General features: G+C 63.1%; 19 protein-coding genes and 1 pseudogene. 9 read left to right on the forward strand and 11 right to left on the reverse strand.

Features of this window, described 5'->3' with window-relative positions; translation table 11 throughout:
• Positions 1-369, reverse strand: a pseudogene (locus tag H7225_RS06105) (VIT1/CCC1 transporter family protein); the annotation flags it as partial.
• Positions 370-375: 6 nt separating this feature from the next.
• Complete coding sequence (locus H7225_RS06110; protein ID WP_290659898.1) at positions 376-1308, reverse strand: cation diffusion facilitator family transporter; 933 nt, start codon at positions 1306-1308, stop codon at positions 376-378.
• Between the two features lie 174 nt (positions 1309-1482).
• Between H7225_RS06110 and H7225_RS06115 the strand changes: the two genes are divergently transcribed.
• Positions 1483-2205, forward strand: coding sequence for a glycosyltransferase (locus H7225_RS06115; RefSeq protein ID WP_290659899.1), 723 nt, complete (start codon positions 1483-1485; stop codon positions 2203-2205).
• Between the two features lie 6 nt (positions 2206-2211).
• On the opposite strand, the gene H7225_RS06120 is transcribed toward H7225_RS06115, so the two are convergent.
• The 4 genes from H7225_RS06120 to H7225_RS06135 form a co-directional block, all read right to left on the reverse strand.
• The gene (locus H7225_RS06120) at positions 2212-3612 is read right to left on the reverse strand and encodes an efflux transporter outer membrane subunit (protein ID WP_290659900.1); all 1401 of its coding nucleotides are present in this window, start codon (positions 3610-3612) and stop codon (positions 2212-2214) included.
• Positions 3613-3642: 30 nt separating this feature from the next.
• Positions 3643-5595, reverse strand: coding sequence for a MacB family efflux pump subunit (locus H7225_RS06125; protein ID WP_290659901.1), 1953 nt, complete (start codon positions 5593-5595; stop codon positions 3643-3645).
• 16 nt (positions 5596-5611) lie between these two features.
• Positions 5612-6826, reverse strand: coding sequence for an efflux RND transporter periplasmic adaptor subunit (locus H7225_RS06130; RefSeq protein WP_290659902.1), 1215 nt, complete (start codon positions 6824-6826; stop codon positions 5612-5614).
• A 90-nt stretch (positions 6827-6916) separates the two neighbouring features.
• Positions 6917-7819 (reverse strand): DUF3034 family protein, encoded by a 903-nt coding sequence (locus tag H7225_RS06135; RefSeq protein ID WP_290659903.1) that lies wholly within the window; start codon positions 7817-7819, stop codon positions 6917-6919.
• Positions 7820-7943: 124 nt separating this feature from the next.
• Here H7225_RS06135 and H7225_RS06140 point away from each other — a divergent pair, with 124 nt between their 5' ends.
• Positions 7944-8438 (forward strand): group 1 truncated hemoglobin, encoded by a 495-nt coding sequence (locus H7225_RS06140; protein WP_290659904.1) that lies wholly within the window; start codon positions 7944-7946, stop codon positions 8436-8438.
• Positions 8439-8448: 10 nt separating this feature from the next.
• Complete coding sequence (locus H7225_RS06145; RefSeq protein ID WP_290659905.1) at positions 8449-9057, forward strand: methylamine utilization protein; 609 nt, start codon at positions 8449-8451, stop codon at positions 9055-9057.
• A 127-nt stretch (positions 9058-9184) separates the two neighbouring features.
• Here H7225_RS06145 and H7225_RS06150 read toward each other — a convergent pair whose 3' ends face one another.
• Positions 9185-10171, reverse strand: coding sequence for an asparaginase (locus H7225_RS06150; protein WP_290659906.1), 987 nt, complete (start codon positions 10169-10171; stop codon positions 9185-9187).
• Positions 10172-10282: 111 nt separating this feature from the next.
• On the opposite strand from H7225_RS06150, the gene lexA reads away from it, so the two are divergent.
• Positions 10283-10978 carry a transcriptional repressor LexA gene (lexA, locus tag H7225_RS06155; RefSeq protein ID WP_290659907.1) on the forward strand — a complete coding sequence of 232 codons (696 nt, stop codon included), beginning with the start codon at positions 10283-10285 and terminating at the stop codon, positions 10976-10978.
• A gap of 230 nt (positions 10979-11208) precedes the next feature.
• Positions 11209-11352, forward strand: a complete 144-nt coding sequence (locus H7225_RS06160; protein ID WP_290659908.1) for a hypothetical protein — start codon at positions 11209-11211, stop codon at positions 11350-11352.
• 83 nt (positions 11353-11435) lie between these two features.
• Here H7225_RS06160 and phbB read toward each other — a convergent pair whose 3' ends face one another.
• The 3 genes from phbB to phaC form a co-directional block, all read right to left on the reverse strand.
• On the reverse strand, positions 11436-12173 hold the full coding sequence (phbB, locus tag H7225_RS06165; protein ID WP_290659909.1) for an acetoacetyl-CoA reductase: 738 nt from the start codon (positions 12171-12173) through the stop codon (positions 11436-11438).
• A gap of 64 nt (positions 12174-12237) precedes the next feature.
• Positions 12238-13416, reverse strand: coding sequence for an acetyl-CoA C-acetyltransferase (locus tag H7225_RS06170; RefSeq protein WP_290659910.1), 1179 nt, complete (start codon positions 13414-13416; stop codon positions 12238-12240).
• Between the two features lie 57 nt (positions 13417-13473).
• Complete coding sequence (gene phaC, locus H7225_RS06175; protein ID WP_290659930.1) at positions 13474-15051, reverse strand: class I poly(R)-hydroxyalkanoic acid synthase; 1578 nt, start codon at positions 15049-15051, stop codon at positions 13474-13476.
• A 297-nt stretch (positions 15052-15348) separates the two neighbouring features.
• Here phaC and H7225_RS06180 point away from each other — a divergent pair, with 297 nt between their 5' ends.
• Positions 15349-15630 (forward strand): hypothetical protein, encoded by a 282-nt coding sequence (locus H7225_RS06180; RefSeq protein WP_290659911.1) that lies wholly within the window; start codon positions 15349-15351, stop codon positions 15628-15630.
• Here the strand turns inward: H7225_RS06180 and pgeF are convergent.
• Positions 15556-16290, reverse strand: a complete 735-nt coding sequence (gene pgeF, locus H7225_RS06185; protein ID WP_290659912.1) for a peptidoglycan editing factor PgeF — start codon at positions 16288-16290, stop codon at positions 15556-15558. The genes H7225_RS06180 and pgeF overlap by 75 nt on opposite strands.
• A 177-nt stretch (positions 16291-16467) precedes the next feature.
• On the opposite strand from pgeF, the gene H7225_RS06190 reads away from it, so the two are divergent.
• From H7225_RS06190 to H7225_RS06200, 3 genes are read left to right on the forward strand one after another with little or no spacing between them, the layout of a single operon-like run.
• Entirely contained in the window at positions 16468-16962 is a 495-nt protein-coding gene (locus H7225_RS06190) for a chorismate lyase (RefSeq protein ID WP_290659913.1), read from the forward strand.
• Between the two features lie 28 nt (positions 16963-16990).
• Complete coding sequence (locus H7225_RS06195; protein ID WP_290659914.1) at positions 16991-17536, forward strand: NUDIX hydrolase; 546 nt, start codon at positions 16991-16993, stop codon at positions 17534-17536.
• On the forward strand, positions 17537-19741 hold the full coding sequence (locus H7225_RS06200) for a type I secretion system permease/ATPase (protein WP_366481296.1): 2205 nt from the start codon (positions 17537-17539) through the stop codon (positions 19739-19741).
• The last annotated feature ends 7 nt before the right edge of the window (positions 19742-19748 follow it).

A 19748-nucleotide genomic window follows, 5' to 3' on the forward strand; every position in this document is an offset into this window, starting at 1 on the left:
AGGCGCCCAGCCCGGTCAGGCAAATCAACGATGTGCCGGCCACCCAGGGTGCCAGCTGGGCCGGTGGTGCCAGCCAGGCTGTGAGCAGTGGCAAAGCCGCGCCGACGGCAAAGGTGGCCGCCGACGTGAACGCTGCCTGAACGGGACGAGACACCATCGTGCTGGACAGGCCCAACTCGTCCCGCGCGTGGGCGCCCAAAGCGTCGTGCGACATCAGTTGTGTGGCCACCTGCTGGGCCAACTCCGGCGTGAGGCCACCGACACGTACTCACCAGCCGCCATCGACATGGCACCGGCCCCAAGCACGGCGGCACGCAGCCAACCAATGCGCTCGGTGCGGTGCAGTTCAGGGTGGGTGGCGTGCGACACGTGGCGTCACCCTTGGCAAGGCTGGGTGAACGGCACTTTGACCACCTGCACGGTCACGTGATCGATGTCGAATTGATCGTGCAAGTGCTGGTTGATGTCTTTCAGAAACGCATCGTCCGGGTGACCCGAAGGCATCACCAGGTGCGCGGTCAGGGCCACTTCTGAAGTGCCCATGGCCCACACGTGCAGATCGTGCACGCGCTCAATGCCCGGCAGCGACTGCAGATAGCCCTTGACGGCGCCCAGGTCGATCTGATCAGGCACGCCATCGAACAACAGGTGCATGGATTGGCGGAACAGGCCCCAGGTGCCCACCACGATGACGGCGGCAATGGCCAGGCTGACGGCGGGGTCTAGCCAGTTCCAGCCGAACTTCAGGGTCAAGGCACCCGCGATGACCACCCCCAAAGAAACCAGCGCATCACCAGCCATGTGCAAGAAGGCGCCGCGCATGTTCAGGTCGTGCGCACTGCCACGCATGAACAGCAAGGCCGTGGCCGTGTTGACCACGATGCCGATGCCCGCCACCACCATGACGGTGACGCCTTGTGTGGGCACGGGCGCGTTGAACCGTCCCAATGCCTCCCAGGCGAGCGAGCCCATGGCCACCAGCAGCAGCACCGCGTTGGCGAACGCCGCCAGGATGGACGCGCGCTTGAAGCCATAGGTGTTGCGCGCACTGGGCGGCAACTTGCCCGCCAACGTGCCTCCCCAGGCGAGCACCAGGCCCGCCACGTCACTGAGGTTGTGCCCGGCATCGGCCAGCAAGGCCAGGGAGTTGACCTTCCAGCCATAGAACGCTTCGATGGCGACAAAGGCGGCGTTCAGGCCAATGCCGATGGCAAAGGCGCGGTTGAAATTGGCCGGGGCGTGGACGTGCGCGTGGCCATGGTGGCCATGATCTTGGTGGTGGTGGGCGTGGTCGTGTCCGGCGCTCATGGTCGAGGCTCCTTGTGTCGTCTGGAGGATGTTCTCACAGAGGACGTCAGACGCTGATCATCACGGTTGGCAGACAGAAAAATCTGTGCCTGGAATGGGGCGTTCTGTGCCACCTTCGCCATAAGATGGATTGGCTGAAACAGGCCCGAAGGGCCCCAACAGGAAATCCTGACCATGCGCACCACGCCCCCGGCCTTGTCGGTCACCATCCCCGCCCACAACGAGGCCCGATTCATCGGCCGATGCGTTGAAAGCGCCCTCCGATCGGCCCAGAAAGCGGGCCAGGCGGTGGAGGTGGTCGTGGCGCTGAACCGCTGTACCGACCAAACCCGGTCCATTGCCGAGTCCTTGGGTGCCCGTTGCGTGGTCGAAAACAAAAAGTGCATCTCGGCCGTGCGCAATGCGGCCATCCGCGCCAGCAGTGCGCCCACCATTGTCACCATCGACGCCGACAGCTGGATGTCGGAGAACACTGTGGCGGCCGTGATGGCGCGGGTGCACGACCCGCGATATGTGGGTGGAGGCTCCATGATCAAACCCGAGCGCATGTCCACCGGCATTTTCTTCAGTGCCTTGTCGGTGCTGCCCTATGTGCTCAGAAACCGCCTGTCATACGGCATGTTCTGGTTCAAGCGCGACGCCTTTGAACATCTGAACGGCTTCAACGAACAACTGGTCAGCGTTGAAGACGTGGACTTTGCCCTGCGCCTTCAAGCCCTGGGCCGCCAGCGCGGTCAAAAGTACGGCACCATCTGGCGCCATGGCATCACCACCTCGTGCCGCAAGTTCGACATGTTTGGTGATTGGTATCTGTTCAAAAACCCTGACCTGGTCCGCCGAATCTTCGCGGGCGACCGCGCGGCCGCTGACCACTTCTTTTACGACGTGGACCGCTGACCAGCCTTATCCGCCAAGGGCCTGGTACAGGGTCACCAGATTGGTCAGTCGATTCAAGCGGTTTTGTGCCAGGTTGTTGGTCGCCAAGCGCCGGGTTTCCTGCGCGTCCAGCCAGGTCTTCAAAGGCACGGCGCCAGCGCGGTACTGGATCTCGCTCAAGCGTTCTGATTGCAAGGCCGCCGTCAATGACCGCTGCAGTTGCTGCGCCTGCACTTCGTATTGGGTGCGCGCCGACAGCGTGTTCTCCACATCGGTCAAGGCCTGGTACCAGGTCTGCCTGAAGCCCAACACGGCTTGCTCGTAATCCGCCTGCGACACGGCCACGTTGCGCTGCATGTCGCGCCACTGGATGAAAGGCAGCGCCAGGCCCGCACCCAGCGTGGCCACGGGGTTGCTCAGCACATTGGACAAGACGTTGCTGGTGCCGCCCAGGCTGCCCGTCAGGCTCAAGATGGGGTAGTAGCTGGTGCGCGTGGCATCGACCGTGGCCAGGCTGCCGCGCAAGCGCAGTTCGGATGCGCGCAGGTCAGGCCGGCGCGCCAACACCGAGGCGGGCAAGCCAGCCTCCACGGGTGGCAAGGCGGCGTCTGGCAATCGCTGGGCCTCAAGCAGGCTTTGGCTGGGCGGGCCATCGAACAAGATGGCCAAGGCGTTGCGGGCTTCCACCCGCTGCTGCACCAGTTGGGTCTGGTTGGCCTCCTGACTGGCCAGGGTCTGCACAGTCTGCGCCTCTTCCAGGCCGGTCACGCTGCCGGCCGCGTGCTGCGCTTTGACCAGGTCCAGCGTTTTGCGGGCGTAGTCAATGCTTTGCTGGCTGGATTCGATGCGTTGGTTCAGGTAAGCCACCTGCCAGTACAAGGACGCCGTCGTGCCCGCCAGCGACAAGGCTGCCGCAGCGCGGTCCTGCTCGGTGGCTTGCGCTTCCCACTCGGCGGTGTTGCGCAAAGCGGCCAGGCGCCCCCACAAGTCGGCCTCCCAACTCACCCCGGCGCTCAAGCCGTTGGTGCGTGTGGTCGGCCCGCCGTCCAACCATCGGCTGGCCGAGGTGTTCAGGCCCAAGCTGACGGAAGGCAGCTGCGCACTGGCGGCCAGGCCCGCCTGCAATTGCGCGCGGCGCACCTTGATGGCGGCCACGGCCAGGTTGTTGTTGCGCTGGAGGGATTCGTCCACCAACTGCGTGAGCTGGGGGTCACCAAAACGCTCCCACCAGCGGTCGGCCGCCGTGACCTGGGCAGCTTGGCCGGAAGCGGGCGCTGCTGGCTGTTGCTGCCATTGCGTGGGCACGGTCACCTCGGGCGAGCGGTAAACACTGGGGCTGGCGCAAGCAGCGAGCACGGCGGCCACGGCCAGCATCACGAGGCGCTGGCCTGAAGCCCGCCGTCGATGAAGAGACAAACGATCAGTCATGAACAAAGACTCCATCCGATTTCAGCAACATCAGCGCGACAACGCATCCACCGGGTCCAGCCGCGCCGCGTTGCGCGCCGGCAAGAAGCCGAACAGCACGCCGATCAACGACGACACCGCAAAGGCCAGCACGATGGTGGACGCCGAATACACCAGCTTGAAACCACCGCCACTCACCGCGTCAAAAATGACACCAATCGCCAGCGCCAAGGCAATGCCCAACAGACCGCCGATCAGACAAACCAACACGGCCTCGATCAAAAACTGCCGCATGATGTCGCTCTGGCGCGCGCCCACCGCCATGCGCACGCCGATCTCCTGGGTGCGCTCGGTCACCGACACCAGCATGATGTTCATCACGCCAATGCCGCCCACGATCAAGGAGATCACCGCGATGGACGAGATCAGCAAGGTCAAGGTGGCCGTGGTGGTCTCGATCGTCTGGCGGATGCTGTCGCTGTTGCGCACGAAGAAATCTTCGCTGCCATGGCGCTGCTTGATCAGCTTGACGATGCCTTGCTCGGCCGCTGTCGATGACACAGTGTCGCTGACCCGCACCGTGATGTTGCGCAGGTTGGATTGGCCCAGCAAACGGCGCAGGGCCGTCGTGTAAGGCACCCACACGTTCAGGCTGTCGCTGATCATGAAGGCGCTTTCCTGAGGGGCGGTCACGCCCACGACGCGCACCGGCACATTGCCCAGAAAGATCACCTGGCCCACTGGGTCTTCATTCGGCCCGAACATGGTCTTGGCCGTCGTGGGGTCAATGACCGCCTCTTGGGTCTGGCGGCGAATGCTGTCGGCGTCAAAGGATTGCCCTTGCGCCAAGGTGTAGCCCTTGACCCGGAAGAACTGGTCACCCACGCCGGTGATGCTGGCGGTGGCTTCTACATTGCCGCGCCGCAAGGTCGCGCTGGTCGCCACGGTCGGCGTCACGCTGTCCACATAGCCCAGCTGCGCCAAGGCATCGGCATCGCTGGGCACCAGGGTGCGGATGCGCCCGGCCTGTCGGTCGCCAAAATTTTTACCCGGGAAGATGTCGATGGTGTTGGTGCCCATCGCGCTGATGTCTTTCAGCACCCGCGCGCGCGTGCCCTGCCCCAGCGCCACCATCGACACCACCGAGGCAATGCCGATGATGATGCCCAGCATGGTCAGCAAGGTGCGCAAACGGTGGCCGGCCATGGCGCGCAAGGCCATGGTGAAAGCCTCGGTGAAGCGGTCCCAGTGGGCGCGCCAAGGGTGCGGGCTGTCGGGCGCGTTGTTGCTCAGGATGGCCGTGGTCACGGCCTCGCCTTCTTTGCGGCGGTCGGACACGATCTCGCCATCGGCGATTTCGATGATGCGCTGCGCGTGGTCCGCCACCTTGGGGTCGTGCGTGACGATGATGACCGTGTGGCCCTCGGCGTGCAGCTCGCGCAGGATGTTCATCACCTCAGCGCCGCTGACACTGTCCAGCGCGCCCGTGGGCTCGTCGGCCAGGATGACGTCGCCGCCATTCATCAGCGCCCGCGCAATGCTCACGCGCTGCTGCTGGCCACCTGACAGCTGGCCGGGCCGGTGCGTGGTTCGATCGCCCAGGCCCAATCGGCTGAGCAAAGCATGTGCGCGCTGGTGGCGCTCTTCAGCGCCATGGCCCGCGTAGATCGCCGGGATCTCGGTGTTGCCCAGCGCGGTCAGGTCGCCCAGCAGGTGGTAGCGCTGAAAGATGAAGCCGAAGTACTCGCGGCGCAAGCGCGCCAGGCCATCCGGCGCCAATTCGCTGGTCTCGTGTCCAGCCACGAAATACGAACCGCGGCTGGGCCGGTCCAGGCAACCCAGGATGTTCATCAAGGTGGATTTGCCCGAGCCTGATGCACCCATGATGGCCACCATCTCGCCGGCGCGGATCGACAGGTTCAGCCCTTTGAGGACCGCCACCATGCCTTCCCCGGACGGGAACTCGCGCCAGAGGTCTTTCACCTCCAACAGGGCTTGTGTCATGTCAGGCCTTTCGCGCTCAGAACATCGGGCCGCCGCGGCGTGCCCCGCTGCCACTGCCTGCGGCGCCGCCCTCACCCACCACCACCTTGTCACCCGCCTTCAGGCCCGACAGCACCTGGGCCTGCACGCGGTTGTTCAGGCCCACCTTCACCTGGCGCGGCACCACCTTCTGATCATCCTCTTTGCCTTCCAGCACGCGCACGGTGTACTCGCCCTTCACCGCCTTGTCGGACAAGGCCGTGGCGGGAATCAGCAAGGCATCCTTGGCCTTGGCCAGCACGATGAAGACCTGGGCCGTCATGGCCACGCGCAACTTGCCATCCGGATTGGGCACTTCAAACAGGCCGTTGTAGTAGATGGCCGTGGCCGTGGCGGACGTGCTCGTGGCCGTGGTCGTGGTGTCGGTCTGCGACGAATCGGGCACCGGCTCGATGGACTTGAGTTTCGCCTCATAGCGCTGGTTTGGCTCGCCCAGGATGGTGAAGTACACCGGCAAGCCCGGCTTGACCCGCACCACGTCAGCTTCGGAGATTTGCGCCTTGATCTGCACCGTGTCCAGCTTGGACAACTTGATGATCGTGGGCGCCGACTGGATGGCATTCACGGTGCGGCCCTCTTCAGCCAGCACCGCCACGACCACGCCATCGATGGGCGCCGTGATGCGCGCGTAGTCCAGGTTGACGCGCGCTGTGTCCAGGGAGGTCTTGGCCTGCTGGATCTGGGCATTGAACACCGAGATGTCGGCCTTGGCCGTGGCCAGCGCGGCTTGCGCGTCTTCAAAATCAACGGCCGATCCGGCATCCTGGGCCAACAGGCTTTTCTTGCGCTTGAACGACAGTTCGGCCTGCGTCAGCGTGGCCTGCTTGGCCAGCAACTGGGCTTGCAACAGGGCGATCTGGGCCTGCGCATTTTGATAGGCGTTTTGTTGCGTGGTCGAGTCAATCTCGGCCACCAGTTGTCCCTTCTGAACCCGGTCACCCAAGGCCACGTGCAGCTTTTTGATCTGCCCCGACACCTGCGCGCCCACGCTCACGTCCTTGAAGGACTTGATGGTGCCGCTGGCCAACACGGTGTCCTCCATGTCGCCCACGGTTGCGTTCGCGGTGATCACATCCGGCTTGGCCGGCGCGGTGAAGAAGACTTTTTTGACACCCCACGCCGCAGCCGCCACCACCAGGGCCCCCAGTACCACGCGCCTCGGCGTGAACCAGGTGGAATTGATTTTTTTCATGAATACCAGTCTCGCCCACTCAGTTTTACAAACGGTGTACCGCTTGTGAACCGACTGTAAAGGAGAAAAACTGGTCGGTCAGGCGCTTGTCTAAAAGGTCGCTTGTCCGGACAGGTACAGGCCCTGTTGATCCGGCTTGCTGACGATGTTGCCCAGGTTCAACCAGGCGGCGGTCAGGCTGAGCTGCCGGGTCGGGAACCAGGCCACGAAGACATCCCAGGCGGCTTCTTCTTTCAGCGCAGCACCATGGCTGTCTTCCAGGTTATTGGGCTTTTGGCGGTACTCGGTGCCCACGACCAGGTCATCGCGCAGCATCAAGCCCAGGCTGCCCTCGGCCATCAGCTTGCGCTTGTCATGGCCGGCCCCGCCAAAGCCCACCAGGCCAAACTGGTTGGCCCGCGTCAGGCGCAAAGTCAGGTTGGCCAGCACGTTGTAGCCACCCGCCGCGCCCAGCCACAGCTTGGTCGCCGACGCGTACACATCCACATCGCTGCTGTCGGCGCCGAACAAAGTCACCAGCGCCTTATCTTCATTCAACTTGTACTGCGCGCCCACGCTGATCTGCGGCAGCCAGCTGTCCTGGTCGTACACCGCATCGCCAATCACTTTGACCTTCACGCCAAACGAGTTCATCTCGATGGATTTGTCAGGCACGACATCGCTGAGCTTGAAGCTCCAGCGCGCCATGCTCAATTCCACCCGGTCGTGGATGCCCACCGCCGCGCCCGCCACCTTCAGGTCGTGGCCATCGTTGGTTCTGCTGTGCGTGACAAAGGCTGAGCTCCCGATCTGATTGCTGCTGCCGCTGCCAGCAATCGTGGCCCAAGGCGTGAGCCCGCCGCCGCCGGCGCCTTCAACCTGGGTGACACCCCAGGTGGCCAAGAGGCGGTCGCCCGCGCGGGCCGAATTGGGCACCAACACCGCACAAGCGGCCGCCACTGCCAGGGTAAACCACGCATTTCTTTGGGCTTGACTTGCCAGGAATCGTTGCATGTTTGATCTGCCTTTTTCATGGCCCATGTGGGCCAAAACACCTTTATTTGACAGATCGGTATCGACCAAAACGCCTCAACATTGAGTAGCAAACGCCGAAAGATGGATCACAAAGGTGGCACTCATGAAACTTTCAGACCTGCGCATTCAACTCACGCCCGAGCGCAAACGGCACCTCATCACCCTGGTGATTGGCCTGGCCGTCAGTTGGACCTTGGCCAGCCTGATGGCCTGCGCGTCGTCGCTGAAAACCGGCAGTTCGGCCCCGCTGTATCAGCAGTTGGGTGGCGTGGCCGCGATCACGCAATTCACCGATCGCACACTGGACCGGGTGTCCACCGACCCTCGCACCCAACGCACGTTCGCGAACATCAAGATGAAAGCGCTCAAAGAGAGCGTGGCCACCTATGTCTGCAAGGTGGCCGATGGCCCGTGCGCCTACGAGGGTGAAACCATGCGCAATTCGCACGCGGACCTGGGCATCACCGGCGCCGAGTTCGACCTCATGGTCGAAATCCTCCGTGATGAAATCAACCATGCCAAGGCACCCACCGGCGCTAAGAACGAATTGCTCAAGCGCCTGGCGCCCACACGCCGCGACATCGTCAAGAACTCCTGAGCCGCCGACGATGTCAACAGCAGCACGAACCGCCATCCTGACCACTGCACTGAGCGCGGCACTGAGCGCGGCCAGCCTGGGCGCCCAAGCCGCACCGCAAGCCATCCTGGTCACCAACGAGGCAGGCCAGCCCGTGGCGCAAGCGGCGGTGTCGGTGTACGTCAAAGGCACGCGTGCCACGGCCTCCGCCAACGCAACCGCCAACATGGCCCAGAAGGGTCGCGCCTTCCAGCCCACCTTGCTGGTCGTGCAAACCGGCACGCCCGTGTTGTTCCCCAATTTCGACACGGTTCGCCACCACGTCTACTCTTTCTCGCCCACCAAAAAGTTCGAGATCAAGCTGTACGCCGGCACCCCGTCCGCCCCAGTGGTGTTCGACAAAGCCGGCACGGCCACGATGGGCTGCAACATCCACGACCAGATGCTGGGCTACATCCATGTCGTTGACACGCCCTACTTCAGCGTGACGGGCAGCGACGGCCAAGTGAACCTGGACCTGCCAGCTGGCGAACACCGCGTTCAGATCTGGTGGCCAGCGCTGGGCGAAACCAATCCCGGCGTCGAGCAGATGCTCAAGGCGGGCGGCGGCCAGGCGGTCATGCTGCGCGTCAAATCCTGATCCGTGTGCTGGGCCGAGCTGTCATCGGCCTGTCATGGCCCGCCTTTAGAGTCACCACTGTCTCGAGGCAAATGCTTGCCTCAGGGATGAAGGCGGCACTTGGCTAGTCGGACACCGCAGCACGGGTTCAGTCCTTCATCCCACCACACGGGACACCCAACAAATCCAGCATCAAGGCCAAACGGGCCTGGGCCGCCGTCAGCGTGCCCGCTGCAGGCCAATGATCGCTCTCACGCGATTGCACCCCGCCCCGCGCGACACGGCTGCTTCGCCACACTTTGACGCCTTGCTGTTCAGCCTTTTCCAAAGCCCGCGTCAAGCCCTGGTGAATGGTGCCATGGCCGGTGCCAGCCACCACCAGACCACCCAGGGCATGACCTGCCCGCTGACTTTGCGCCAACAGCGCCTCCACCAGGCGCCCGTCGGCACCCGCATGGCTGGTCACGATTTCAACCCGCGGGGGTGGCCTGGCAGCATCCAGGCAGGACCATCCGGCGCCACCTGGGGATGGCCACGGCACGTTGCCCAAGATGGCGCCGCTGTCGGTGACGTGGCCAAGCGGCTCATCACCACCGCCATCAAAGGCATCGTCGATGTGCCAAGTGTGAGATTTGCGCACGGCATGCCCAGGCCAGACCACCCCCGCCATCACCACCACGACGCCAGCCCACCCTCGCGCCGCCGCGTGCTCAGCCACCCGCACCGCGTCGTGCAGATTGCGCGGCCCATCCGCCTGCGCCGAGGTCGCAGCGCGCATGGCCGCCGTCAGAACCACCGGCTTGTGGGCATCCAGCAAACGGTGCAGCAGGTAGGCCGTTTCTTCCAGGGTATCGGTGCCATGGGTGATCACCACCGCCCCAACGTCACGGCGCGCCAGTGCCAGCTGAACCTGCTGGGCCAGGGCCTGCCAAACGGACCAATCCATGTCCTTGCTGTCGATCTGCGCAACTTGCAGGGTTTCCAGCGCCACACCGGCCAAACCAGGCACGGCCTGCAGCAATTGCTCAACACTCAACTGCGCAGCCCGGTAGCTCACCTCATCCGGACCAGACCCCGTGCCGGCAATCGTGCCACCGGTGCCCAGAACCACCACCACGGGCGACTTCACATCCATGCAACGCACCTTCATTAAAAACACTGGACAAACAAACAGTCCTGTATAGAATGACAGTTAACCCAGCCATCCAGCGGTTAGCAGATCACACAAGCAAACCAAATCAGCCAGATGAACGATAAACCCAAACTCACGCCCCGCCAGCAAGAGATCTTCGAGCTGATCCAGCGGGCCATTGCGCGCACTGGAGCCCCACCCACCCGCGCAGAAATCGCCACCGAGTTGGGCTTCCGCTCAGCCAATGCCGCTGAAGAACACCTGCAAGCCCTCGCACGCAAGGGCGTGATCGAGTTGCTGGGCGGCACATCGCGCGGCATCCGGCTCAAGGCCGGCACCCTGCGCACCGTGAACGAAACCCGTAAAAAATCCGGTTCGGCCGGCGCACCCTTCAATTTGCATTTGCCGGGTCTTGAGCAACTGGTGTTACCGCTGATTGGCCGGGTGGCCGCAGGCAACCCCATCCTCGCGCAAGAACACGTCGAGCAAAGTTATTCACTCGAACCCAGCCTGTTCACCAAGCGCCCCGATTACCTCTTGCGCGTGCGCGGCATGAGCATGAAAGGCATCGGCATCCTCGATGGCGATCTGCTGGCCGTGGCCCGCGCCAAAGAAGCCCGCAATGGCCAGATCGTGGTGGCGCGTTTGGGCGATGAGGTCACGGTCAAGCGCTTCATGCGCACGTCCAAAGGCATCGAGTTATGGCCTGAAAACGCCGATTTCCAACCCATCATCGTGCCGCCCGAGCACCCAGAGTTCGAGCTCGAAGGGCTGGCCGTGGGCCTGATCCGAAATCAGTTTTTGATGTGATCTAACTTGCCACTGTGGCAACGTCACCGCGCGGGTGGCGGGCATTTGCACCTCGCTTGAGTGTGCAGTCCCACGCGTTGACGTCATTTTGGAATCCTGCCGAACTTCAATCGTTGTTGCCGGAGTTCTCCATGATTCATCACTTTGCCCGTGCTTTTTTTGTTCGCTCCTCCAACACTGCGCGTTCGGTTGCCACGCGCACCGAGCCAAGCTTCGCCCCCGAACGGCTCATGAGCCCTGGCGTCACCCCCCCGCGTCGGCTGCGCATCAGCAGCGACCCGGCCGATGCCCGCCGCACCGTCATCGCAGGCCGTTTCGCCGATGTTTGCGCCGCGCTCGACCGCCTGGTGCTGGAGCAAGAAGCGACCGCCTGAGCCGCCGCGGCCGGGCGTGAAAAAGCCCCGCCATCCGAAAATCTGCGGGGCTTTTGGGTCAAACCAATTGCAAAGGCATTGGCTCAGCCCATGTGCAAACCGCCGTTGATCGAGAAGTCTGCGCCCGTGGCAAAGCCCGATTCGTCGCTGGACACCCACGAGACCATCGAGGCGATATCTTCAGGTGTGCCCAGGCGCTTCACCGGGATCGTGGCCACGATTTTGTCCAGCACATCCTGCCGAATGGATCGCACCATGTCGGTGCCAATGTAGCCAGGCGAGACAGTGTTCACCGTCACGCCCTTGTTGGCCACTTCCTGGGCCAGCGCCATGGTGAAGCCGTGCATGCCGGCTTTCGCGGCCGAGTAGTTAGTTTGGCCAAACTGGCCCTTCTCACCATTGACCGAGCTGATGTTGACCACGCGGCCCCAGCCCCGGTCCACCATGTCATCAATGACCTGCTTGGTCACGTTGAACAGGCTGTTCAGGTTGGTGTCCATCACCGCGTCCCAGTCGGCCTTGCTCATCTTGCGGAACATGCCGTCACGCGTGATGCCGGCGTTGTTGACCAGCACATCAACCGGGCCATGCTCAGCGCGCGTTTTCTTGAAGGCTTCCAAGGTGGACTCCCAATCGGCCACATTGCCAACGGAGGCGTAGAAAGAATAGCCCAGGGCAGTTTGCTCATCCAGCCACTTCTTGAAGTCACGACTCGGCCCGCAGCCTGCGATTACCTTGAAACCGTCTTTGTGCAGACGCTGACAGATCGAGGTGCCAATGCCGCCCATACCGCCGGTCACGTAGGCCACTTTTTGACTCATGGAATGCTCCTCTTTTGGGGAAAAAAATCTAATCGTTGCGAGAGATAAAGAACAAATCGGATGATCAGCGTTCTACCGTCAGGGCCACGCCCATGCCGCCGCCAATGCACAGTGAAGCAATGCCTTTGCGGGCATCGCGTTTTTGCATTTCGTGCAGCAGCGTGACCAGCACGCGGCAGCCCGAAGCACCGATGGGGTGGCCGATGGCGATGGCGCCACCGTTGACGTTGACCTTGCTGGTGTCCCAGCCCATTTCCTGGTGCACGGCACAAGCCTGCGCGGCAAAGGCTTCGTTGATTTCCAGCAGGTCCAGGTCGGAGGCCTTCCAGCCTGCACGCTCCAACGCCCTGCGCGATGCAGGCACCGGCCCCATGCCCATGTAGGCCGGGTCCAGCGCCGCGCTGGCATAAGAGGCGATGCGGGCCAATGGCGTCAAGCCCAGTTGCTGTGCCTTTTTGGCGCTCATGACCATCACCGCAGCAGCGCCGTCGTTCAAGCCCGAGGCATTGCCAGCGGTCACGGTACCTGCCTTGTCAAAGGCCGGGCGCAGGCCCGCCAACACGTCGGCGGTTGATTTGCGGTTGATGAATTCATCGGTGTCAAAGACCAGCGCATCTCCCTTGCGTTGCGGAATCAGCACGGGCGCAATCTCATCCTTGAATCGACCTGAATCGACGGCCGCAGCGGCCTTTTGCTGCGAGGCCAGCGCCAGCGCATCTTGCTGCTCGCGGCTGATGCCGTACTTCTTGGCCACGTTTTCGGCCGTGATGCCCATGTGGTATTGGTTGTACACATCCCACAGGCCGTCGGTGATCATGGAGTCGATCAACTTCCAGTCGCCCATGCGCTGGCCATCGCGCGAACCGGGCAGCACGTGTGGGGCCAGGCTCATGCTCTCCTGGCCGCCAGCGATCACGATTTCGGAATCGCCATCACGGATGGACTGCACGGCCAGCATCACAGCCTTCAGGCCCGATCCGCATACCTTGTTAATGGTGAACGCCGGAACGCCTTGCGGCAAACCCGCCTTGATCACAGATTGGCGGGCCGGGTTCTGACCACACCCAGCCGCCAGAACCTGACCCAGGATCACTTCGCTGATCAGGTCACCCGTCAATTGGGTGCGTTTGAGCAGGTCCTGGATCACCACGGCGCCCAGTTCGGACGCCGCTGTCTTGGCCAAGGTGCCGCCAAACTTGCCCACGGCGGTGCGAGAAGCAGCCACGATCACGATGTCAGTCATGACAAGTTCCTTTTTTTTCCAGAAGTGTCAGTTGCAGCGATAAATGATGAGCGCGGCTCACGCCTTGCGCAAGACGTAACGGCCCGGAGCCGGCTCAATCGGCTGGTGATTTTTGCTGCCCAACTGTTTGGGTGCGGCGACCTTCTTGCCGGCGTGTGTGCCCAGCCATTCGGCCCAGGTCGTCCACCAGCTGCCGGGGTGCTCTTGCGCCGTGGCCATCCACGCCTTGGCCGTGGGCGGGAATGTGCCTGGCGTGCCGCTGGTCCAGTAGCTGCGCTTGTTCTTCTGCGGCGGATTGATGACGCCCGCGATGTGCCCCGAAGCGCCCAGCACGAAGGTGGTGGGGCCTTGCGTCAATTGGGTCGACGCGTAAGCGCTGTCCCAGGGAACGATGTGGTCTTCACGCGAGCCGTAGACAAAAGTGGGCATGTCCAAGCGCCGCAAATCCACGGGCTGGCCGCACACCGTCAAGGCGTTAGGCTGGGCCAGCTTGTTTTCCAGGTAGGTGTTGCGCAGGTACCAGCAATACATGGGCCCGGGCAGGTTGGTGCTGTCGCCGTTCCAGTACAGCAAGTCGAATGCTGGTGGCTTTTCGCCCTTGAGGTAGTTGCCCACCACGTAGTTCCAGACCAGGTCGTTGGCCCGAAGGAACGAGAACGTGGCGGCCAACTCACCGCCGCGCATCAAGCCACCGCCTTGCGGGCTGCGGTCACCAATGCTGGTTTCGCGCATCTGCACCATGGCCTCGTCCACGAACAAGTCCAGCGTGCCGGTGTTGACGAAATCCAGGAAGGTGGTCAGCAAGGTCATGCTGGCCACGGGCTTGTCGCCGCGCGCAGCCATCACCGCCAGGGCCGTGGCCAGCAAAGTGCCGCCCACGCAGAACCCCAGGGCATTGATCTTTTCAGTGCCCGTGATTTCGCGGACCACATTGATGGCCTCGATGGTGCCTTTTTCGATGTAGTCGTCCCAGGTCGGCTCGGCCAGATCCTCATCGGCATTGACCCAACTGACCACGAACACGCGGTGGCCTTGCGAGGCGGCAAAGCGCACCAAGGAGTTCTCGGGCTGCAAGTCCAAAATGTAGAACTTGTTGATGCAAGGGGGCACGATCAGCAAAGGCAAGGCATGCACCTTGTCGGTTAGCGGCTTGTACTCGATCAACTGCAGGTAGTCGTTCTCGAACACGACCGAGCCTTCGGACGTGGCCACATTGCGGCCCACTTCGAACACGCTTTCGTCGGTCTGCGACATGTGACCCTGGCGAATGTCGCTCAGCAGCATCTGCAGGCCCTGGGTGATGCTTTCGCCCTTGGTCTCGATGGCTTTTTTCTGCGCCTCGGGGTTCAGCGCCAGGAAGTTGGAGGGCGCGGCCGCGTCCACCCACTGCTGCACGGCAAAGCGCACGCGGTCACGGGCTTTTTCGTCGCCGCTCAGGCTGTCGGCCAGGCGCTGCAAGGTGCGCGCGTTCAGCAGGTACATCGACGCCATGAAAGCGTTGGCCGGCGTGCTAGTCCACTCGGGCGCGGCAAAGCGGCGATCATCAGGCTTGAGCTTGGCTTGCCCAGGTTGCTCGAGCGCCTGGTTCCACAAGGTCGTGGCCTGCTCGACGTAGTCTTGCTGGATGCGCGACATCTGGTCCCAAGGCACGGTCAATCCTGCGATGGATTGCAAGCTGGTGCCCACGCTGTCCGTCAAAACCTGCGAGGATTCGATCCGTGGGGGCGTGTTCGCGAATAAAGCATTCGTCGATTTTTTTGATTGAGACCGTTGAATGACAGCCATATGTCTCCTTGATAGGACCTGCGAGATTACGAACACCCATGTAGGTGCATCAATGTTGCCGTATTCTGAGCTCTGTGCGAGGTGTTTTAGCCTCACTCAAAACATACTTCCGGCCGCTCGATGGCTTGACAAAGGCCCTGACCTGAAATGTGGATTGTTGCAATAGCCTGGATGTTCGTGGTGTTGTTGATGACGGTGGCCGAAGCCGTCAGCCCGATCGGCAGCGTGCTGGGGGCGATCGTCACCTTCTTTTTGTATGGCGTCGGCCCCTTGGCCTTGGTGATGTACCTGTTGGGCACCCCCATGCGCCGCCAGGCAAGCCGCGCGAAGGAGGCTGCCGCAGATGCAGCCGCCTCAAGCGCCGTCGAGCCAGATGCAGGCGGCCTGCCGACCGGTGACGCGGTCACGCCGGAACGAAAAGAAGCGTGAAGGCTCGGCCACCGTGCACAAGTGGCCGCCTTCGATGCGATTAATGCCCAGCGATTGAAGGCGGTCCGTCGCCAAACCCGCCAGGTCCGCCAGCCAACGGTCCGGCAACTGCCGAATGAAGCGTGGATGGTTTTGGTTCGGATCGACGCCAAAACCAATCAGGACATCGCGCCCAACCTGGAACACTGTCGGGCCAATGCACGGGCCCAGCCAGGCCTGCAAGTCACTCGGATCAGATGAGGTCGCTTCGCACAACGCGGCCACCCCGGTGTCGGCGATGCCAAGGCCGTTTAAATCACCGGCCCCAGCCAAGCCCCGCCAGCCCGCGTGCAGGGCCGCCACACCCCGACCCTCTGGCGCCGCCAGCAAGATGGGCAGGCAGTCAGCCACCATGACGGCGCAAACCAGGCCGGGCTCGGTCGTGAAAACACCATCGGCCTGTGTCTCGGCCAGGGCATCTTTGGCTGAATGGGTCAGGCGCACCACGCATTGGCCGTGCACTTGCTGCAACCACAGGGGCTGGGCTTGCAAGGCTGCCGCCAACTCACCACGATGCTTCAGCACATCGGCCAGCTCATCGCCCACGTGGTTGCCCAGGTTGAAACCATCCCAGGGCGCTTGGCTTGCGGTGGCGAAGTGCAAGCTTTCGCGCGCCGTCATGAGCGCGCGCACACCCGGCCAAAAGGGCGGAGAAATCCAGCCAGAAGGCCAAGGTTGGGACGTCGAGGCTATCATCGTGATCCGATGCTACCTCGTTCCGCCGCCCTCAGTTTGCCCAGCCACCGCAGCGTCCGCCACCACGGCCGGCGTCGCGAACCACACCCCCCCAGTACCTCGATGCACGCCTGGCTGACCGCCACGGGCTCGCTCACCGCCCGATTGCGGGCGCATGGTGTGGTCGAAGTCCGGGTGCAACGCCAGGGCAGCCAACGCCTTTGGCCGCAAGAGCGCCGAGACCTGGCTTGCCGCAGTGGCCACGTCCGCGAAGTGGTGCTGCTGCTGGATGGGGTGCCCGTGGTGTGGGCACGCAGCGCCACCTCGCACCGCGCACTGCAAGGCACCTGGAAAGCACTGACCGGCCTGGGCACGCGGCCGCTGGCCGAACTGCTGTTTCAGCGCAGCCATGTCTGCCGCGAACCCCTGCGCATCCAGCCACTGGCCCGACATGGCCGTGCCGAATCGAGGCTGCGCGCGGCATGGCCGGGCACGCCTCCGCGCTGGGCACGCAGCTCGGTGTTCTGGCAGCACGGCCAGGCCCTGCGGGTGATGGAATCCTTCGCCCCCTGGATTGCGCAACTGGACGCCCACCGCATAACCCGCCAAGCCGGCTGAGCCAGCCTGATGCCCTTACACTGAGCCCATGCTTTTTTCACGCCGCATCGAGCACTGTCAAGTCTGTGGCACCCGAGTCGAGTATCGCGTGCCCGATGACGACAACCGGGAGCGCGCGGTTTGCCCTGCCTGCCACCATGTCCACTATGTGAACCCACTCAACGTCGTGGGCACCCTTCCCGTTTGGGAAGACAAAGTGCTACTGTGTCGGCGCAACATCGAGCCTCGCAAAGGTTTCTGGACCTTGCCCGCCGGTTACATGGAGTTGGGCGAAAGCACCGAAGAAGGTGCCGCGCGCGAAACCGACGAGGAAGCCGGCGCCCACATCGAGATGCAAGGCCTGTATTGCGTGATCAATGTGCTGACGGCTGGCCAGGTGCATTTTTTCTACCGCGCTCGCCTGCTGGACACCGATTTCGCCCCGGGCCCGGAAACCATTGAGGCCCAATTGTTCAGCGAGGAAGACATCCCCTGGAACGAGTTGGCCTTCCGCACCGTCCGCATGACGCTTGAAAAGTTCTACGCCGACCGAGTGAGTGGTCAATTTGCCGTCCACTGTGCCGATATCCGTTGAGTGAACAAACCTCAGGAACCCATTGCCGCGGCCATGCCGCAGTCCAGCACATCGTCTGCTGACGCCACGGCTCGCCTGCGCGAGGACCTGATCGCCCCCGATCCGCTGCTGGATTGCCTGATCGAAGTGGCACGGCTGCATGGCCAGGCGGCCACGCGCGCCTCCTTGTCCGCCGGGCTGCCGATGGACAAAGGCCCCTTGCCCTTGGCACTGGCCGAACGGGCCGCCGCACGGGCTGGCTTGGCTGCCAAGCTGCAGCGCCTGAAACTGCAAGACATCGACGACAAGACCCTGCCTGCCATCTTGGTCCTCCACGACAACCAGGCTTGCGTGCTGCTCAGCCAGGATGCCCAGGGCAAGGCCAAAGTACTGCTGCCGGAAACCGGGCAAGGCAGCATTGAGCTGTCCGCGCAGGAGCTGGCCGCGCGTTACAGCGGCGTCGTATTGTTCGCCCGCCCCCATTTCAGGTTCGACGAGCGCACGCCGCAAGTGCGCGACACCAACACCGGCCACTGGTTCTGGGGCGCCGTGCTGGCGCAGCGCTTTGTCTACCGCGACGTGCTGTCGGCCGCCCTGCTGATCAACCTGTTCGCCCTGGCCTTTCCGATTTTTTCCATGAACGTGTACGACCGGGTGGTGCCCAACCACGCGGTCGAGACACTGTGGGCCTTGGCCATCGGCGTGATGCTGGTGCAGGCCTCGGACCTGGCCATGCGCCTGTTGCGCAGCCACTTCGTGGACGAGGCCAGCGCGCGCATCGATGTGCAAATCTCGGCCACGCTGATGGAGCGCGTGCTGGGCATGAAGCTGGAGAACCGTCCGCAGTCGGTGGGCTCCTTCGCGGCCAACCTGCGTGGCTTCGAGCAGGTCCGCGACTTCATCGCCTCCAGCACGGTCACGGCCTTGGTCGACCTGCCCTTCGCCTTGCTGTTCGTCCTGGTCATTGGCTGGATCTCGCTGTGGCTGGTGATCCCGGTGGTGCTGGTGTTCACCTTCATCCTGGTGGCCGGCTATGTGCTGCAGCACCGTCTGCACGAGTTGTCGCAAAGCACCTACCAGGCGTCTGCCCAGCGCAACGCCACCTTGGTGGAAAGCCTGACCGGCATCGAGACCATCAAGTCTCAAGGCGCCGAAGGCCTGATCCAGGCCCGCTGGGAGCGCGCCAACCAATACCTGGCCAATTTGAACGTGCGCATGCGCGGGCTGTCGTCCAGCGCCATGTACACCACCGCCAGCTTGCAGCAACTGGTCTCGGTCGCCATCATCTTGATCGGTGTGTACCTGATCACCGACAAGAGCCTGACCATGGGCGGCTTGATCGCCTCGACCATGCTGGCGGGCCGAGCGCTGGCACCGGCCGGGCAAATCGTCGGCCTGCTGATGCAATACCAGGGTGCCGTCACCGCGATGGAATCGCTCAACCAGATCATGGACCAGCCGGTGGAGCGCCCCCTGGGCACCAACTTCGTGGAGCGCCGCGAAATCAAAGGCGAAATCGAATTCCGGCACGTGTCCTTTGCTTATCCCGGTCGCCAGGATTCCGCGCTGGACAACATCAGCTTCAAGATCAAGCCCGGTGAAAAAGTGGCCTTGATCGGCAAGGTGGGCTCGGGCAAGACCACGATGCAAAAGCTGATCCTGGGCCTGTACCAGCCGGCGCAGGGCGCGGTGCTGCTGGATGGCATCGACCTGCGCCAACTCGACCCCGCCGATGTGCGCCGCAACCTGGGCTATGTCTCGCAAGACGTCACCTTGTTCTACGGCACGCTGCGCGAGAACATCATTTTTGGCATGCCCCATGCGCAAGACGACGCCATCGTGGCGGCCTCCGAGCTAGCCGGCATCAGCGACATGATCCACCGCCACCCGCAAGGCTTTGACATGCCCGTGGGCGAGCGCGGTGAGTTGCTTTCCGGCGGGCAACGTCAAGGCGTAGGCATCGCCCGAGCGGTGCTGCACAACGCACCCATCCTGCTGCTGGACGAACCCACCAGCGCCATGGATTTTTCAACCGAGGCCTTCGTCACGCAGCGCATGAAAGAGTTCTCGGCCGGCAAGACCGTGGTGCTGGTCACGCACCGCACCTCCATGCTGTCTTTCGTTGACCGCGTCATCGTGGTGGACCAGGGCAAGGTCATGGCCGACGGTCCGCGCGAGCAGATCCTGCAGGCGCTGGCGTCCGGGCGCATCGCCCGCGCCGTCTGAACCAAGC

This window comes from Aquabacterium sp. (genome assembly GCF_014378415.1).
In the GTDB taxonomy this organism is placed as follows: Bacteria; Pseudomonadota; Gammaproteobacteria; order Burkholderiales; family Burkholderiaceae_C; genus Aquabacterium.

Coding starts and splice junctions, on each gene's coding strand:
- H7225_RS06150 (WP_290659906.1), bottom strand. CDS start 10,171: ATGGATGTGAAGTCGCCCGTGGTGGTGGTTCTGGGCACCGGTGGCACG.
- H7225_RS06160 (WP_290659908.1), top strand. CDS start 11,209: ATGAGCCCTGGCGTCACCCCCCCGCGTCGGCTGCGCATCAGCAGCGAC.
- phaC (WP_290659930.1), bottom strand. CDS start 15,051: ATGTCGCGCATCCAGCAAGACTACGTCGAGCAGGCCACGACCTTGTGG.
- H7225_RS06120 (WP_290659900.1), bottom strand. CDS start 3,612: ATGACTGATCGTTTGTCTCTTCATCGACGGCGGGCTTCAGGCCAGCGC.
- H7225_RS06180 (WP_290659911.1), top strand. CDS start 15,349: ATGTGGATTGTTGCAATAGCCTGGATGTTCGTGGTGTTGTTGATGACG.
- H7225_RS06130 (WP_290659902.1), bottom strand. CDS start 6,826: ATGAAAAAAATCAATTCCACCTGGTTCACGCCGAGGCGCGTGGTACTG.
- phbB (WP_290659909.1), bottom strand. CDS start 12,173: ATGAGTCAAAAAGTGGCCTACGTGACCGGCGGTATGGGCGGCATTGGC.
- lexA (WP_290659907.1), top strand. CDS start 10,283: ATGAACGATAAACCCAAACTCACGCCCCGCCAGCAAGAGATCTTCGAG.
- H7225_RS06135 (WP_290659903.1), bottom strand. CDS start 7,819: ATGCAACGATTCCTGGCAAGTCAAGCCCAAAGAAATGCGTGGTTTACC.
- H7225_RS06110 (WP_290659898.1), bottom strand. CDS start 1,308: ATGAGCGCCGGACACGACCACGCCCACCACCACCAAGATCATGGCCAC.
- H7225_RS06190 (WP_290659913.1), top strand. CDS start 16,468: ATGCACGCCTGGCTGACCGCCACGGGCTCGCTCACCGCCCGATTGCGG.
- H7225_RS06145 (WP_290659905.1), top strand. CDS start 8,449: ATGTCAACAGCAGCACGAACCGCCATCCTGACCACTGCACTGAGCGCG.
- H7225_RS06125 (WP_290659901.1), bottom strand. CDS start 5,595: ATGACACAAGCCCTGTTGGAGGTGAAAGACCTCTGGCGCGAGTTCCCG.
- H7225_RS06140 (WP_290659904.1), top strand. CDS start 7,944: ATGAAACTTTCAGACCTGCGCATTCAACTCACGCCCGAGCGCAAACGG.
- pgeF (WP_290659912.1), bottom strand. CDS start 16,290: ATGACGGCGCGCGAAAGCTTGCACTTCGCCACCGCAAGCCAAGCGCCC.
- H7225_RS06170 (WP_290659910.1), bottom strand. CDS start 13,416: ATGACTGACATCGTGATCGTGGCTGCTTCTCGCACCGCCGTGGGCAAG.
- H7225_RS06115 (WP_290659899.1), top strand. CDS start 1,483: ATGCGCACCACGCCCCCGGCCTTGTCGGTCACCATCCCCGCCCACAAC.
- H7225_RS06195 (WP_290659914.1), top strand. CDS start 16,991: ATGCTTTTTTCACGCCGCATCGAGCACTGTCAAGTCTGTGGCACCCGA.